We start from the raw sequence: 15,677 nt of genomic DNA, 5'->3' as shown, positions 1-15,677 counted from the left end.
GCTGCCATTACCTGAAATTGGGCCCTCTATTCTTCGTCTTTCTGAATATCGTACACAGGAGAGTTATCAATGATTTCCGCTTCATCCATGTCCGTTTTGCTTGTGGATGATCAGACATCCATTCGTTCTCTTCTCAGGAACAGTCTTGTTCAACTTGGATTTGTGCATGTAGCGGGCGTTCGTAATGGCATAGAAGCTCTGGAACATCTTAAGGCCTACCCAACGCATCTGATTATTTCTGATTTCAATATGCCGGATATGGATGGACTCGAACTGCTGAAAGCTGTGCGTGCGTCGTCGCAAAACGCAAAGACCGGCTTCATCATGTTGACAGGACAAGCAAGTAAAGAGTTGGTACAGCAGGCCATTTCTTCTGGAGTGAACAATTTTCTTGCCAAGCCATTCACAACCAGTTCTTTGAAAGCGCGTATTGAGGCCGTTTTTGGCCCAATTTGCGGCGCTTGAGGCATGGCTTCTGTCGCGCTGCCGGTCTTATTTCAAGGAACTGCCATTCAATTGGGGCGTGCTCTTAAAGAATGCCAGATGTTAGAACAATTGGCCCTTTCGCGTGTGGCGAAGAAGGACACTACAACGTTGCAGTCTTTTGATTCGCTGATGCAGACGATTGAGCAGTTTACGTTACTCTTTCAAAGACTTGCCGTGCAGAAAGATATTCAGAACATGACAATGAATAGCGAGGCTGTGGATCGGATGACGCTGGCAGTTCTGCGTGAGGCCCTCGCTGGAGAAAATAGCTCTTCTCCGCAGAATGCGGGTGATATTGAACTTTTCTAGCGACCTATCAGCTTGGTTTGCGTGCATCGTCGGGGGTGGAATGAACCATTGCGCGGTGGCGCTGTAATCCGCCGATAAGTCTTTCCGTGTCCGTGGGAGTAAACACTAGTCCAACGGGCCCGTAGGCTGGGTGTTGAAAAGCCAGCAGAGAGCCTTCTGTCAGTGCGTCGATCTGAAGCGCCCAGTTGGTTTTGTACACAGGGGAAAACCGCGCCCCTTCAATCGGAGGGAGAGGTTTCTGTTCAATCAGTGCGGCTCTCGCCAACCCAAGGCTTGTGATTAATTGAGTCAACTGGGCTTCATCGAGCGTGATATCTCCAGTTAGTCCGCTATTTTCAAGGAATGAGAGAACAATTTTCTGTCCGTCCTCGGAGCGGGTTACCTGCATGCGTGGTCCGGTTGTCATGGTTCTCAGTCTCTTTCTTTCTCAGCGTAGAAACGGATTAATTCTGAAGGAAAGGACCCGCCCATGTCCACCATCCCGAGTGGAGCGGGTTTTTGGAAAGTTCCATTTCAGCTTTGCGCGCTGCTTCGGCGGTAGGGAAAAGACCAAAGCAGGTGGCACCTGAACCACTCATACGCGCCATCAGGCAATCGTTCTGAGCATTCATGCGGTCAAGAACAGTTCCGATCACAGGAGCATGATGAATGGCGGGGGCCTGAAGATCATTCGTTGTGTGAGACAGCATGTCTACAAGAGCGTTCATGGATGCCCAGCGGGCAGGGAATACGGGGGCGGGACGCTCAATAATGCCGCCCATAGCCGCGAAGCTTCGAAAAATATCGGGCGTAGACACTGCAATGCCGGGATTAACGAGCAGGATGCCCCCGTCTGGCATGGCAGGTGCCGATGTCAGAATTTCCCCAATTCCTTCCATGCGGGTCGTTTTCTGCTGCACACATACTGGAACATCAGCGCCCAAAGGCTCGGCGATCGCCAAAAGATCTTTTTCCGCGATATTCCAGAGTTGCCCCAGTAATCTGAGTGTGCAGGCCGCGTCGGCTGATCCGCCACCAATGCCCGACGCAACTGGAAGGTTCTTTTCCAGTATCAGGTGGTAGGCATTCTCTTGTCGCGCATGTGTCTGGAGTGCGCGTGCGGCCCTAAGCACGAGGTTGCTGTCGTTGGCTTCGAGACCTTTTCCAAAATGCCCTTCGATTGAAAGGGAAAAGGTATTTGACGGTTTTGCAAGACGTACTTCATCAGCGGCGCCAGCAAATACAGCGAGGCTGTCAAGAAGATGATATCCGTCAGGGCGACGGCCGGTTACATGCAGGTAGAGATTGATCTTGGCATGAGCGGTATCGTGAAGAAGAGTCATCTGTTTTGTTCAAACGCCTTAAGGTGGGGGCCGCCCTGCTGAAGGGCATTTAGAATGAGCGTACGGTCCTGAGGCTGCGGACTGTCATCCAGAGACTGGTTCCATTGATCCTGTGCCTCTGTATGGCGACCGAGATACCAATAGGCGACCCCGAGATGGTAGCCAATTTCGGCATCGCTTGACGCATGTTCGGCCGCCTGAATGAGGATAGGAAGAGCGGTTTTCAGGTCCCCCTTATGCTTCAGGAGTGCCCAGGCATAGCTGTCCTGAATGGAGGGGTCATTTGGTTGCAGGTCCAGAGCGCGTTTGAGAAGCTGTAAGGCGCGCTCCTGATCCACATCATGTTCGATGCTGGCATATCCGACGAAGTTAAGAACTTCCGGCTGATCGGGTGCCAATTCAAGAGCATGATGCATGTCTTCCTTCATCACTGCCCAGTTGCCGCTCTCCTGAGCTGCCATGGCCCGGCCCAGGAGAATGGGCCAGACAATTTCCTTGCGAGGGGGAGATGCTTTCAGAGCCTTGGTGTAGAGTTCTATGGCTTCATCATGATGGCCCATTTGATCCTGCACTTCTGCAAGCTGGACCAAAAACTCCGGATTGTCCGGAAGGAGGGTCAAGGCACGGTTCAGAGCATCTGCCTGCATGGGAAGATCATGGGATCGGCTGGCCAGATTGACACGTTCCTGAGCGGCCAGAGCTGCGAGTGGATCTGTGTCTGCTACATGATCGAGAACACCCAGCCCTTTGGGGAGCTGGTTTCCTTCCCGAAAGGTGTCCGCCAGAAAAATGCGTGCCACCGTCAGGTTTGGATCAAGATAAAGGGCCTGCTGCAGCGTGATGATGGCTGGGTCCCGAGGAATTCCTTCCTGCTGAATGACGTCTGTAATCATCAGGGCCAGTTGCAGGTTCAGAATCGCCGCCCCCTGGGCTGCGGAGAGAGGCGCGCGTTTCTGAAGTGTGTGCTGAAGTGGGCCGATGATCATCGAGGCCAATGGTGAGCTGACGCCGAGTGCAGCGATGGCGTCACGAGCGCCTTGATGTTGTCCCTGGCCTTCCAGCCAGCCGCCATACAGTTGTGCATAGAGAATCTGGAGAGTGAGCGGGTCGTCAGGGCTGTTGCCTGCTTTCTGATAAAGAGACTGAGCCTCATGCTGGGATGAAAGGCGTTCTGCGATCAAGGCTGCATGGAGTTGGTACAGCCGTCGTGTTGGCGCAAAGGCTGCCGCCGCACTCAAGGTATTGAGGGCCTGCTCGATGTGCCCTTCTTCAGCTTGTGCCCAAGCGAGGAGGACTGGGGCGGCGACTGAAACCAGCGGTCCATGATGACTGTTGCGGCTCAGGGTTTGACGCATTTCTGCCCAGGCTTTTCTGGGAACAGCATTCTGGGCGAGGACAAGTGTTGCGATGTCGCTGGCGGGCAATGTCTTTGCAAGCGCGACAGCTTCGGTTTCATGCCCTGTCATTGCGGCGTATCGAAGGCCATCTTCACGAAGCTTCAGGTTCTGCGAGGACAGCGTCAGAACATGCGACAGTGCCTCATGGGCAGCGTCTATCTCTCCCCGTTGCATCATGACGCTTGATGCCAGAAGCCAGCCGGTCAGGGATTTTTCAGGGCTGACGGCAGGCAGAATCTCTGGTGCCGGTGAGGCGGACGCCCCCCGTAATACCGCTCCAGTCAGCAAAACAGCCGAAAGGCCCGCACGAAGCGGAAAGGAAAAAACCGGAATTGATCTGTGCCAGCCGCGCGTGATCTGCATAATGCGCCAATCCTAGACCGCATGTGGTCTGACGCCAACCTGAACGGATGCTTCATGACGCCCCAGCCAGTTCCGAGCCGGGCTGAACTGCTTGCTGCCCTGCACCTCCAATACGAATGGGGTGTGGATGAAGCGCTCTCGGAAGAGACGATAGATCGTCTTTCAGAGGCTTCCCGCGTGCTTCCTGAACGGATCAGTGGGTTGTCTCGCGTACAGGGTCCTTCTGAGGCCCCGCGTGCGTCAGGAGGAGCTGCTCTCGATCGCGCTCAAGATCTTCCGTCTCTGATTGCGGCCAGTAATGCTCTGGATGAGCTGTTTCTTGCTCGGACGGCAACACACAGACTCCAGCCCATCCATGTTGAGCAGGCTCCTTTCATGCTGATTGGTGAAACGCCTGATGCCGACGAGGATCGTTCAGGAGTCCTTTTCGCGGGTTGGGCAGGGGAATTGTTGGACCGGATGCTGGCTTCTGCTGGACTGAAGCGGGCTTCTTTATCCATGGCACCTGCCATACCGTGGCGTCCACCCGGGGGGCGAGGGGTTACGGAGCAGGAAATGCGCTCCTGCCGCCCTCTTTTGCTCAAGACGATTGCTCTGTGTCAGCCGCCGTTTCTGGTGACGATGGGAGTGACGCCCTTACGAATGCTGATCGGTGATCAGGCCATGTTGGGTCGTTTGCGTGGAAAATGGATGGATGTGTCGATTCCCGGCCTGTCGAATCCATTGCCGCTGCTTCCCATGCGGCATCCGCTTCAGCTCGCTGCGAGCCCTGCTGCGCGGCGGAATGCCTGGCAGGATTTACTGGTTTTGATGGAGCGATTGGCATCCGAAAATAAGGTACAAAATCAGTCTTAATTTCACTTCTGAAAAAACTTCGTGAAAACGTAAAAAACTGCTCGAAAACAGGTGTTTGCCACTGGATTGTTCCAGTGTGTGACTGTATCATCGCTTGGTCCGGATGTCTGTCTGGGTTAACGAAACCTTGCCATCGCAGTCGAAACCGGGTAGCACCCCGCTGCTATGCGAAGGATTACCCCTTTCATCTCAGGTGGCACGGCACGAGCATTGCTCGTCAGTGTGCTGATTCTGGCCGGTGGAACTTTCTCCCCGGCGCGTGCAGAAGGTCTGCGGTTACAGCCGCCTCAACCGGATCATGCAGGTGACGAAACAGCGTTTGCGGAAGCACGCCCCTCCCTTGGTGGAGACGGTACCGTCTCGCTGCCTCATCCTCTTACGGCCACTGTGGCCAACCGATATCGCCTGATCCTTCAGGCCCAGCGTCGTGGCGATTTGCAAACGGCGAACGACCTGACACGTCTTCTGACGGATCGTGTTCTGATCTCGGACGTTCTGGCAGATCGCTATCTGGTACCAGGCGCACATCCCGCAGCCGATCAGCTTCGGGACTGGCTGAAAAACTATTCTGGTCAACCGGATGCTCCAGCCATTCAGGGGCTTTTGCTTAAAACGGCCCCATCAGGAACCGTTTCAGCTCAATCGTTTGTACGATCTCTTGCTCCTAATGACAGCCCCGATACGGTGCATGTGTCCCAGACCCTCAATCCTGACCCTTTGGCGCGGGCGTTTACCCGGAATCCCCTTCTGGACCGCACGGTTCAGGAGCGATCCATGCAAGGTCTCAAAGGGGCGACGAGTGCGTTACACCTCGTGGATATTACGCCCGGAATGACGCCGGCTTACGCTGCGCAGCTCTATGGAGAGATTTCTCTCAGTCTGCTCTCTCAAGGCGAAGCCCAGAGTGCATTACGACATGGCTGTGCAGGCTTTGAGCGTGGCGGTCATCAGGTGGGACTCCCGGCGTATGTGGCAGGGCTGGCAGCATGGCGAGAGGGGCATGTTGATGCGGCATATGAGCTGTTTGAATCTGCAGCCAACGCGCCTGTGACGTCACAGGAGCTTCATGCCGCTGCAGCTTTCTGGGCTGCGCGGGCAGAAGCGCGTCGCCATGCTATGGCGGCATATGTGTCCTGGTTGCACCGTGCAGCAAACCATCACGAAACTTTCTATGGGATGCTGGCGGCTCAGACGCTTGATCTGGGACGGAAAGGCCATGCCCGCCTGCCAGATAGCCCCATCGAAATCACTCTGCATGATCCTGTTCCGGTTCTCGGCGAAATTGATGTCGAGGCTATTGGAGCACTTCCGCAAGGGCGTCAGCTTTTCGCACTTCTGCAGATCGGAGAGCGTGCGCGTGCTGAAGCCCTGATGCGGCGTATATGGCCTGAAATTGCTGCAGACAGCGCCCGCGCACGTTCGCTTCAACTCGTTGCACAAGCAGCGGGTTTCGAGGATCTGTCCGAGCAACTGGCGTCTTTGATCATGGACGGGGAAAGCCATTCGGATACGCCCGCAACGATACTTCCAATGCCGCGCCTTCGCCCCAACCATGGTTTCCGCATGAACCCGGCGCTGGTCTATGCGCTGACCCGTGTTGAATCGAACTTTGATCCGGCGGCGACCTCGGGTGCTGGTGCTCACGGTCTGATGCAGATCCGTCCTGTGACAGCGAGTTTCATCACGCTGCATCATCAGACGTATGATGCCCACGGTATGGCTGTGATCCCGGTTCCGCCCGATATGGTGAGCCGTTTGCACAATCCGGCTTCCAATCTTGAGATTGGTCAGCTTTATGTCCTCTATCTGGCAAATCAGTCCAGCCATACGGCTCAGGCTGCTCAGCCCGAAGGTGGGGATCTGGTACGCGTTCTGGCATCTTATAATGCTGGGCCTGGCGCCATTGCCCGCTGGGAAAACGCTCAGACGGCAGATTTGCATGATCCGTTGTTTTTCATGGAGACGCTGCCAAATACCGAGACACGGGATTATGTTCATCGCGCGCTCACCTACACGTGGCTTTACGCCAAACGGATGGGTCTCTCTTCCCCGTCTCTCAAGGCTTTAACGCACGCTGAATGGCCGTCCTTCGGGGCTGAAATGGCTCTGGCCCATGAGCGTCTCGCCCTGAACTGAACGACATAAAAAAACGCCACCCACAAAAGCTGCGGGTGGCGTTTCTATTTGTTTGGTAGCCCGGTGGTCATGCGCCGGGCTGTTTTATTTTTTGGGCTTCAGCTTTTCTGTGTCTGAAGGCCCAGATCATTCATTTCTTCATGAACTGCAGCGGCTTTGGCAGCGGAGAAGACCTCCATTGCATTGGCGCCTTTTGGCTGGTTCAGGCGAATGAAGCATGTAATCACGGCGGCTAGTAGGTACAGGGCGGCATAAATAAAGACGACGCCCTGCGTACCGTAACTGGTGACAAACAATGTTGCCAGTGCCGGGCCAAGGAAGTTGCTCAGACCACCACCAAGATTCTGAACCGATACGGCAGCTCCCTTATGCTCAGGCGCAATAGCCGGGAAGATCGCTCCCATGGGCACAAAGGCATTGAGCGTTAAAGCAAGGAACAGGGCACCAATGATGGCGGTGAACATGTTGCCCGGCATCAGGTGAGGAATGAAGTAGAAGGCAAGGCTTGCCATGGCACAGCCGACAAAACCGAACCAGCGCATCTGCCGCAACCAGCCGATCCGATCTCCGATCAGTCCCCACACCACGTTCGTTACAGGCTGCACCAGGAAGAATGCACCATAGATCCGCAGCCATTCCGGCATGGTGAAGCCGACCTCTGGAGAGGTGTAGAACAGCGGCATGATGACCGGGAAACCGAACAGGGACAGGTTGCAGATGACGCGCGTGATAAGTGCCAGCGCGATGTCTCGGTTGTCCACAATCAGCGTGAGGCTGCGGCTGATTTCTATCAACTGATCCTTCAGCGGAACCTTTGATGCCAGAGGAGCCCCCTCGGAAGGTTCTTCACGAATGGTCAGGCAAGCGAGTGCGCCACCAGCCAGAACCCATGCGAGCGACATCCAGAGTGTTGGCATGAAGCCGAAAGCCGGAATCGTCCAGCTGGGCAGGAACGAAGCAATGATGCCGTAGCCCAATGTGAACATGGACCACACCCAACCAATGGCGGAAGCCAGTCGGTGATCCGGTGTTTTCTGAACGATCCAGAAGAAAAAAGCGTAGAAGAACAGCGGGTAGGCAAAGCCACGAAGGCCGTAGAACAGCATCATCAGCGGGAAAGAATGCTGGGACAGCCCAAGGCTCAGGAAAGCCACATGACACAGGGCCCACCACAGCGTGCCGATCGCCATGATGCGGCGTGCGCCATAAACTTCAGCCAGTACGCCGGATAGCCAGCTCGCAAGGGCAGCAGTTGCACCGTAAATGGTGAAGAGCATCCCGGCTTGCTTGGGTGTGAAGCCGATCTGGGTAACGTATTTTGCAAGGAATGCGACTTCAATGCCGTCGCCCGTCATGTACAGGGCGACAGCGATGTAGCCCCACAGCAACATCACCGGCATGCCCCAAAGGACGCGGGATTTCGTGATGAGCGGTCGGTGGGGTGGAGAAACCTCTGTGGCACTCATGGATGGTCATGCCTCCGTGAAGAGAAGTTGTCCTCAAACGGCGTCATCGGTAAGGGATCCGTACCATTCACAGGATCCCGCAATGTAATGACTCCGGGAGATGCCAGTCCAAGAAACTGTGCTTCAAGCCCGCTGAACACACCTGCTGCGCGTGAAGCAGGCGGCAGGATCTGAAAACGTTTAGCGCTAAAGTTTGTCTCTTTTTTGAACATGGCAAGCTCCTGTGACAGCGGGAATGTGTGTTCGGGTTGTCGTTCGGAGGCTGGCGATTCGTGTCTTGCTCTCCCGTCAGTCTCGCAGGGCGCGAGGCTGGGTGGGAGCAGCTGCAACTACCGGAAAGCCATAACCGATGACCGTATGAGGCTTACGATCATCGGGACAATAACATGCAGTTGTTATATTTAAAGCATATTAATGTTATTTTTTATGAAAAAATAAGTGAATGAGTGTTATCTCTAGCTCACACAAGCTCAACAAGTGCTATGCCGGCGATGATGACAACCAGAAGAATCAGGAGGATGACGGTCAGACGTTTCTCGATGAAGTCTCGGACAGGTTCACCAAAAGCCTTGAGAAGGGCCGCTTCCAGAAAGAAACGTGCTCCACGCGTGACGATGCTGGCCGCGATGAAGGGTAAAAGTGGATAATGCGCAGCACCGGCTGCCAGTGTGACAAATTTATAGGGCAGGGGGGTTAGACCCTTCCCGAGAATGATCCAGACACCATATCGGCGGAACATCTCTTCGAGTGCCAGAATCCGACCATCTGCATGATAGAAATGGGCGATGGGCATGCCGATGTGTTCCATCAGAAAGGCCCCGAGACACCATCCGATTACACCTCCCACGACGCTCGCTACTGTGCAGATAGAGGCCAGAAACCACGCTCTGTCCTGACGTGTCAGGATCATGGGGATCAGCATCAGATCTACCGGAACTGGAAAAACACACGCCTCGGCCATGGCGATGATGATCAGCCACCATACAGCTTTGGGAGAGGCAGCGAGGTCGGTCATGCGGCGGTAAAGAGAGTCGATCACGGTCTGGCCTTGTGGAAAAACATTAGAACTTCCTATCCTCCCAGCCACTGAATGGAAATCCGTTGGTGTTTCATCCAGGATATGGAAAGTAGAAAATCTCACTTTTCGCTAAACGGATTTTCTGTGCCCCAGCGTTATTCCCTTACGGCTCGCCTGTTTCACTGGGGCATGGCGGCCATTATCATTCCTGTTTGGCTGATTGGCTTTTCGGCCGGTCGACTGCTGCCGCGTGGACCGTCTCCGCTCAAGGGAGAGCTGTTGTCCATTCACAAGGAAATCGCTTCAACGGTCATTATTTTCGTGGTGTTGAGAATGGCCTGGCGGGCGACACATCGGCCACCCGCGTTGCCCGGCAGCGTTCCGGAAGAGCAGCAGATTGCTGCCCGTGTTCTTCAGGGATGTCTCTATCTTCTGATGCTGAGTACGCCTCTGACAGGCTGGCTCATGGCCTCGGCTCATGGAGCGCCAGTCCAGATGCTCTGGACTGTTCATCTGCCAGCTCTTATCCACAAAACGCCTCTTCTGGCTCCGACCCTAGGGGTGCTACATCAGTTTTCCGCCTGGATTTTGGGCGTTCTGATTGCCGGACATATTGTGGCGGCCCTGATGCACCGGTTCTCCCGCCGCGATCAGGTCATGGACATGATGCTCTGATAAAAAAGAACCTCCGCCAGAAGCAGAGGTCCTTTTCAATGTGCCTTACTTCGGGGGAGCAGGCTCTTGCAGCGGGAAAGGTTCCGCCTTGAGTGCTGGCCGAGGATGGTCAGCCATCTGTTTCTTCAGATAGGCAATCGCTGCATCGAGTTGCTGGTCCTGTCCATTGAAGGTCGCGACTGGCATGTTCTCGACCTCGATATCTGGTGAGACGCCCTTGTTCTCGACCAGCCAATGCCCATCCATATCGAAATACGGATTTTCGGCCGTCCGGGCATTCCCGTTATCAATCAAACGATCCCCATCAGACAGCCAGACACCCGCGCCCGCCGTCCGTTCGCCCAGAACTGGCGCGACATGAAGAGACTTGATCCCCTGCGAGAAGGTCTCGCCGTCTGAATAGGTTCTCTCATCCGCGATGACGATGAGGTGCCCCTGGAAAGCCTGCTGCATGTCGATGGCTGGAGCGTTTCCATAGCGGCTCCAGAACATCCATGGCCGACGCATGAGCTGGGTCAGCACCCAGCTATCAATGTTGCCGCCGTTGTTGCCTCGGACGTCAACAATCAGGCCATCCTTGTCGATATTGGCGTAGAATTCCCGTGCAAAGGCTTCCATGTCGTCTCCGCCCATGGCCTGCAGATGCAGGTAGCCGATCTGGCCATGGCTCGCGCGATCCACAGCATCGGCACGGCTGACTTCCCAGTCCCGCGCACGGAAGGATTTCTGCTTGGCAAAACTGACGGCTGTCACGACGGTTTTGTGCTCTTTTCCCTTGCGGGAGAGCGTGAGGAGAACCTGTTTTCCAGCCTGATTGGCAAGAAGAGCGGAAAGATCCGGTTCGCCAGCTGTGGGTTGTCCGTTGACAGCAACAATCAGGTCTCCGTCCTGTGCGTCTACACCGGATCTTGCGAGAGGGGACTGCTGATCCGGCAGGTCCCGGTCTCCTCTATAGATATGTGTAATGCGGAAGCCCTGAGCCTCACGGGTCAGTTGCGCTCCTAGCCCAGCAATCAGACTTGTTGCTGGTTCGTCGAGGCCTTGTGCAGGGCGAAGCTGGGAGTGCATTGCACCGATTTCTGCCACCATCTGGCCGAGCAGGTCATCCAGATCGGCGCGATCTCCCAGTCGGTCCACAAATGGTGCGAAATGGGCTCTAACGGCTTTCCAGTCCACGCCATGCAGATCGCGGTCATAGTAATGATCACGATGAAGGCGCCAGGCATCAACGAATTCATCGCTCCATTCCTGAGCCGGGTCGATGCGCAGACGGAGCCCATCAAGGCTGACGGTCTTGCCGGTAACATCGTCAGGCTTTTTTGCTCCGACAGGAAGCAGCATCACCTCTGGTGTCTGCTTTGGACGAGGCGTGACGGTCATGATGGTTTTTCCATCCGCCGAAAGGTCGAAGTCCTCCACTTTTGGAGCAAAAGTTTCGATCTTGTGCTCATTATTGTCGATGTGGATGGACTTCAGAGGGTTCGTATCATCATCGGTGCCATCCATGGTGAACAGGAACTCGTTTGAGGCACCCAGACTATGATAGTCCGCCGCTGGCACCGGTACCTGATAGAGACGATCTGCCAGCCCGTTCCATTCAAGAGCAGGGAGTGGCTTTTTTGGAGTGTCCTTGCCGTCTTTCTTTCCGGTCTTCTCGTCAGGCTTGTCCTTGCTGTGGTCGTGATCCAGCTCGGTGGGGGCCTGAAACGGAAAATGATTTCCATCCTGAAGGGCGAGGGCATAGATCCCCGTGCGATGCGGAAAGGCGGGACCAAGATTACGGTCACCCCAAGGGGATGTGTTGGCCAGAGAGAATGTCCGGTCTGACAGGAACCAGAGCCACTTTCCATCCGGGGAGAATGTCGGACTGTAAGATTCGTAGCGATCCCCGGTCACCCATTCCGTGCGGTTTGTCTCGGGCGCATAGAAAGCAATCTGTCGCCTCAGACCCGTGCCTCGTGTTCTGACAAATGCCAGAACTTTCCCGTCTGCCGACCAGGACAGGGTGTCAAAGACATTCGTTCCGTCGGCCGTCGCGTCATCGACCAGCTTTTCGGATTTGTTGGAAAGGTTGAAGAGCCACAGACGACCCAGAAGATCGGTATGGGCGACGAATTTGCCATCAGGCGAAATGGCCAACGCCACAGGTTCGGTGGAGGAGGGTTGGCTCAAGGCTTCTCCCTTGCCACTGCCATCAGCGGCAAAGCGCCAGAGTGCAGACTCTCCGCCTGCATCACTGAAAGCGATAACAGACTTTCCGTCGGGTGTGACGCGGGCCAGTCTCAGACGAACATTATCGGCTGTCGGGATGACAATGAGGCGTCTGGGGGATGCAGCGGCGACAACGGTGTGACCACGCATGGTGAAGACAGTGGTATCACCCTTGGGGGAGATGGCTTCGGACGTCGTGAAGCGTGTTGGACGATCCAGCCAATAGGGTGCGCGTGGCGCATTGTCCGACACCAGAGTGATAGGGATCTGCCTGCTTTGGCCGGAAGTCAGATCCAGAGCAAACAGGTCCGCCCCCTTCCGGAAAACAACAGTATCGCCAGAGAGAGAGGCCTCCAGAACACTGTAATCTGTGAAATGCGTCAGTTGCTTCGCATCGGTTCCGTCCGGTGCAAGGCTCCAGAGATTGTAGCGACCGTTTTCGTCGGACAGGACAATCAGGCGGTCGCGCCAGGGCATGGGACGAATAAGGTTGGCTGTGCGTGGCCCGATCCGCTCGGCTTCTTTCCCGGATTGCAGATCAAAGCGCCAGAGTTGGGAGAGGCTGCCGCCACGATAGGCCCGCATATGATCGCCCGTAACGGCGAGTCCGAAGCGAACGGCATAAAGCCATTTCCCGTTAGGGCTGAGCGCAGCGTCATTGGCATTAGCCAGCGGATAGACGTGTTTTGTACCCGTTTTCGGGTCAAGCGAGGCGACGTTGTAGCTGTAATAGGGGCCACTGGCATCCGGCATGGCATACAGAATACCAGCATGGGCATCCCAGCCTGTCAGAAGCAGCTTCGGGGCGTTCTCAAACGTGACCCGTCTAGGCGTGCCGCCAGAACTTGGCATGACATAGACCTCTGTCGGTCCGTCAAAATTGGCCAGAAACGCGATTTCGGTTCCGTCTGGGGAAAGGACGGGATGCGGATCAACGGCGTTTGCACCGTGCGGTGCGCTTGTCAGACGTTGGGCCGTTCCGCCTCCAAGCGGAACACTCCAGACAGACTGCTCTGCATTGAAGAGAACTGTCTGACCGGACACGGATGGTTCCCTGAAATAACCAGCTTCAGCATGGGCTATCAGGCCATAGCTGCACCCTAAAATGGCGGCGCAGGAGAGAAGGGAGCGTCGGAGGGAAAAACGCATGGTGAGCAAGACTTCTGATATGAAACGTGGCGTGATGATGCGGCGGTTTCCTATCAGCGTCGAGATGACAGTCGTGATTTTCGTAGTCTGAAAACAAAAAACGCCAGCCCCGGGAGGCTGGCGTTTTCCGTTGGAAAAGTAAGTAGGATCAGGCTGTCTGAGCTTCTGCCGTCTTTACATCAGACACAATATACTGGCTGGAAGACAGGATCTGCACACCCAGCATGGCGATGCTGTGCGTAGCGCGATCGGTGATCTGGATTTCTGCATTCCCGGTCGTCCAGCGTGCAGTCTGGCCTTCCAATGCGCTCCAGCCGGACAGTGTTTCTTCTGTTAGGTGAGCGGAAAGGTTGGTTGTGCTGCCTGCATCGTAGAGAGCAACATTGCCGACAAGTACGCCAAGCTGGCGGCGATCGTCAACGAACGGCCCAACGACGTCTGCCGGACGGCTCGTGCGGGATACGAGACGGACGGTGCGGACGTTCTGCGGAAGCATGAACATGGCATAACCGTTGGTTTCACGCATCTTACGAAGGACTGTACCGTCTTCCGTCACGAGGTGCAGGTCTGCATCGGCTGTCAGCGTGACGTCCTGAGCAACCTTCGGAAGCGCAGCAGCTTCAGCGCGAGCAGCAATGACCCGGAACATCGGCTCTACTGTCGCGCGATCTGTCGTCAGGGGGGCAGCAGCGTCTTCAACCCAGCTCTTGATGGAGCCACCAAGGCTGATCACGGAGCCGTCCTGCTGGAAGGAGCCACGGTTACCAGTGTTGAGGTAGCTCTCGGTCAGGAGGCCATTGGCCGTGATGACTGAGTGTTCAGCCGTCTCGATGTGGAAGTAGTCATAGGAGCTAACGGACAGGTCATAGTGAATGGAACGACCGTTCACCAGCATACGAGCCGGGATGAACTTGCCATCCAGGAACAGGCAATGTTCTGCCGTGACCAGCAGATCCTTATGAGGGACACCAGCTGAGATTGCGTCCTTCAGGATGCGAACCGGGAAGCCGGCTTCATCAGCTGGCAGATCTGCGCGCACTGTCATGGTGCGGCGGCCAGCCCAGGTCACAGGACGGATTTCTTCGCGGCCAGAAACGTTGACGATAACGCTATCACCAACTGTCAGGTTCTCGACTGCGATTTCACCGGTTGGCGTCAGAATCATTGAGCCTGCAAGGAAGCAGATGACGCCATTGCCGCTGCTGGTGTCGACTGCAACCTTCTGTTCGCCTGTCGGAGCGCTTGTGTAGCTGCTGCCGTAGGTGACACTCTTCGGAGCAATGGTACCACTGGACGTGGTCAGGGAGACATTGTCACTTGTCATGGTCGCGGAAGTTACCGTCTGACCATTCACACCGAGCGTGTCGCCTTCCTTGAGGTTGGCCAGAACCAGCTTGTTGGCAGCATACTTGTCGCTTGGCAGAACAAGCGTGTTATGGCCCGTTCCGAAAACAACTTTTGTGCCGTCTGCTGGGTAAGTTGTAACGGTTGCCTTGGCGCTGTCATTCAGCGTCAGAGTTGATTGAAGCTGCGAATTTTCAGTGAAGGACGTATTGGCGCCGCTGACGGTAATCGGACCGGAAATAGTCGTGTTGCTGCTGGCTGCTTTGACGACTGAACCGTTGTAGATGTTCAGATTGCCAGCAATGCCGTTCCCGTTGACGCTTCCCAGCGTAATATTCGACTTGTCAAAGTTCAGCGTGCCACCCGAAGCGACTGAAGGCTTAAGGCCCGGAGAAGCCGACCAGTCCTGCGTAACATTTGAGAAGGTTGTCGCACCGTTGCTGTCAACCTGAAGACTGCTGCTCGCGGTGAGGCCGCGCGCAATATTGGCTGTGCCACCAGACGCAACTTCCAGATTGCCGACGCTAAGAGCGCTGCTGCTTGATGTAATATCAAGCGTACCGGAAACCTTGATGTTTACGTTTGTAAGTGTCGTCGTGGAACTTGAAACCGTGACGGTTACCCCTGCAGGGATCGTTACCGTTCCCTGATTTGTCTGGGTGTTAGGAACATGCGTTGCGGCGACGCCGTCATACTGCCAGTTCGCGACATCGTTCCAGTCGCCACCGGTCTTGGGGCCAACCCAAGCGTACTTGTCGCCAGTGGTCCAGTCAGGTGTGGTCATGATGTTGTAAATTTCCAGAAAACAAGGGGGAAAGCTTTGACTACGCTCACGGAGTTCAATCTCACGGGAACGTGAAAGCTCATTGAAGTCTTGTTTGGATTGTATAAAATTAACAGTCAATATTTTTTTGAAAAAATAAACAATTTATGTATTATTAACGGC

General features: G+C 55.3%; 13 protein-coding genes. 5 read left to right on the top strand and 8 right to left on the bottom strand.

Annotation, left to right across the window (positions count from 1 at the left end; genetic code table 11):
* The first annotated feature begins 69 nt into the window (after positions 1–69).
* Together GJA01_RS01360 and GJA01_RS01355 are read left to right on the top strand one after the other, a co-directional pair.
* Positions 70–465 (top strand): response regulator, encoded by a 396-nt coding sequence (locus GJA01_RS01360; RefSeq protein ID WP_062502587.1) that lies wholly within the window; start codon positions 70–72, stop codon positions 463–465.
* Positions 466–468: 3 nt separating this feature from the next.
* A complete protein-coding gene (locus GJA01_RS01355; protein WP_010500850.1) occupies positions 469–795 on the top strand; it encodes a hypothetical protein in 327 nt (108 codons plus the stop codon).
* 7 nt (positions 796–802) lie between these two features.
* Here GJA01_RS01355 and GJA01_RS01350 read toward each other — a convergent pair whose 3' ends face one another.
* Genes GJA01_RS01350 through GJA01_RS01340 form a run of 3 tightly spaced genes read right to left on the bottom strand, consistent with a single transcriptional unit; the run spans position 803 to position 3,877 of the window.
* Positions 803–1,201, bottom strand: a complete 399-nt coding sequence (locus GJA01_RS01350) for a hypothetical protein (RefSeq protein ID WP_253783107.1) — start codon at positions 1,199–1,201, stop codon at positions 803–805.
* 37 nt (positions 1,202–1,238) lie between these two features.
* Positions 1,239–2,117 (bottom strand): 4-(cytidine 5'-diphospho)-2-C-methyl-D-erythritol kinase, encoded by an 879-nt coding sequence (locus tag GJA01_RS01345; protein ID WP_062502589.1) that lies wholly within the window; start codon positions 2,115–2,117, stop codon positions 1,239–1,241.
* The gene (locus tag GJA01_RS01340; protein ID WP_062502590.1) at positions 2,114–3,877 is read right to left on the bottom strand and encodes a tetratricopeptide repeat protein; all 1,764 of its coding nucleotides are present in this window, start codon (positions 3,875–3,877) and stop codon (positions 2,114–2,116) included. Before GJA01_RS01340 ends, GJA01_RS01345 begins: the two co-directional genes overlap by 4 nt.
* Here GJA01_RS01340 and GJA01_RS01335 point away from each other — a divergent pair.
* Both GJA01_RS01335 and GJA01_RS01330 read left to right on the top strand, forming a co-directional pair.
* A complete protein-coding gene (locus GJA01_RS01335) occupies positions 3,854–4,732 on the top strand; it encodes a uracil-DNA glycosylase (protein ID WP_253783109.1) in 879 nt (292 codons plus the stop codon). The two genes, GJA01_RS01340 and GJA01_RS01335, sit on opposite strands and share 24 nt — an antisense overlap.
* 165 nt (positions 4,733–4,897) lie before the next feature.
* Complete coding sequence (locus tag GJA01_RS01330; RefSeq protein WP_253783111.1) at positions 4,898–6,868, top strand: transglycosylase SLT domain-containing protein; 1,971 nt, start codon at positions 4,898–4,900, stop codon at positions 6,866–6,868.
* A 98-nt stretch (positions 6,869–6,966) separates the two neighbouring features.
* Here the strand turns inward: GJA01_RS01330 and GJA01_RS01325 are convergent, their stop codons facing one another.
* From GJA01_RS01325 to GJA01_RS01315, 3 genes are all read right to left on the bottom strand, one after another.
* Complete coding sequence (locus GJA01_RS01325; RefSeq protein WP_023944796.1) at positions 6,967–8,334, bottom strand: MFS transporter; 1,368 nt, start codon at positions 8,332–8,334, stop codon at positions 6,967–6,969.
* Positions 8,331–8,546 carry a hypothetical protein gene (locus GJA01_RS01320; protein ID WP_062502592.1) on the bottom strand — a complete coding sequence of 72 codons (216 nt, stop codon included), beginning with the start codon at positions 8,544–8,546 and terminating at the stop codon, positions 8,331–8,333. The genes GJA01_RS01325 and GJA01_RS01320 overlap by 4 nt, the downstream gene beginning before the upstream one ends.
* 248 nt (positions 8,547–8,794) lie before the next feature.
* Positions 8,795–9,373: a YqaA family protein gene (locus GJA01_RS01315; RefSeq protein WP_062502593.1), complete on the bottom strand. Its 579-nt coding sequence runs from the start codon at positions 9,371–9,373 to the stop codon at positions 8,795–8,797.
* Positions 9,374–9,496: 123 nt separating this feature from the next.
* On the opposite strand from GJA01_RS01315, the gene GJA01_RS01310 reads away from it, so the two are divergent.
* On the top strand, positions 9,497–10,027 hold the full coding sequence (locus tag GJA01_RS01310; protein ID WP_062502594.1) for a cytochrome b: 531 nt from the start codon (positions 9,497–9,499) through the stop codon (positions 10,025–10,027).
* 45 nt (positions 10,028–10,072) lie between these two features.
* Here GJA01_RS01310 and GJA01_RS01305 read toward each other — a convergent pair whose 3' ends face one another.
* Positions 10,073–13,387 (bottom strand): S41 family peptidase, encoded by a 3,315-nt coding sequence (locus GJA01_RS01305; RefSeq protein ID WP_062502595.1) that lies wholly within the window; start codon positions 13,385–13,387, stop codon positions 10,073–10,075.
* 148 nt (positions 13,388–13,535) lie between these two features.
* The gene (locus GJA01_RS01300) at positions 13,536–15,515 is read right to left on the bottom strand and encodes a Hint domain-containing protein (RefSeq protein ID WP_061932747.1); all 1,980 of its coding nucleotides are present in this window, start codon (positions 15,513–15,515) and stop codon (positions 13,536–13,538) included.
* Between the last annotated feature and the right edge of the window lie 162 nt (positions 15,516–15,677).

Source organism: Gluconobacter japonicus (assembly GCF_002723975.1).
GTDB lineage: Bacteria > Pseudomonadota > Alphaproteobacteria > Acetobacterales > Acetobacteraceae > Gluconobacter > Gluconobacter japonicus.
This window is presented reverse-complemented; position numbering and strand designations above follow the sequence as displayed.

Bases quoted from the DNA above. Each gene is read 5' to 3' on its own strand.
- GJA01_RS01330 (WP_253783111.1), top strand. From the start codon at position 4,898: ATGCGAAGGATTACCCCTTTCATCTCAGGTGGCACGGCACGAGCATTG.
- GJA01_RS01300 (WP_061932747.1), bottom strand. From the start codon at position 15,515: ATGACCACACCTGACTGGACCACTGGCGACAAGTACGCTTGGGTTGGC.
- GJA01_RS01325 (WP_023944796.1), bottom strand. From the start codon at position 8,334: ATGAGTGCCACAGAGGTTTCTCCACCCCACCGACCGCTCATCACGAAA.
- GJA01_RS01340 (WP_062502590.1), bottom strand. From the start codon at position 3,877: ATGCAGATCACGCGCGGCTGGCACAGATCAATTCCGGTTTTTTCCTTT.
- GJA01_RS01305 (WP_062502595.1), bottom strand. From the start codon at position 13,387: ATGCGTTTTTCCCTCCGACGCTCCCTTCTCTCCTGCGCCGCCATTTTA.
- GJA01_RS01345 (WP_062502589.1), bottom strand. From the start codon at position 2,117: ATGACTCTTCTTCACGATACCGCTCATGCCAAGATCAATCTCTACCTG.
- GJA01_RS01320 (WP_062502592.1), bottom strand. From the start codon at position 8,546: ATGTTCAAAAAAGAGACAAACTTTAGCGCTAAACGTTTTCAGATCCTG.
- GJA01_RS01360 (WP_062502587.1), top strand. From the start codon at position 70: ATGATTTCCGCTTCATCCATGTCCGTTTTGCTTGTGGATGATCAGACA.
- GJA01_RS01355 (WP_010500850.1), top strand. From the start codon at position 469: ATGGCTTCTGTCGCGCTGCCGGTCTTATTTCAAGGAACTGCCATTCAA.
- GJA01_RS01350 (WP_253783107.1), bottom strand. From the start codon at position 1,201: ATGACAACCGGACCACGCATGCAGGTAACCCGCTCCGAGGACGGACAG.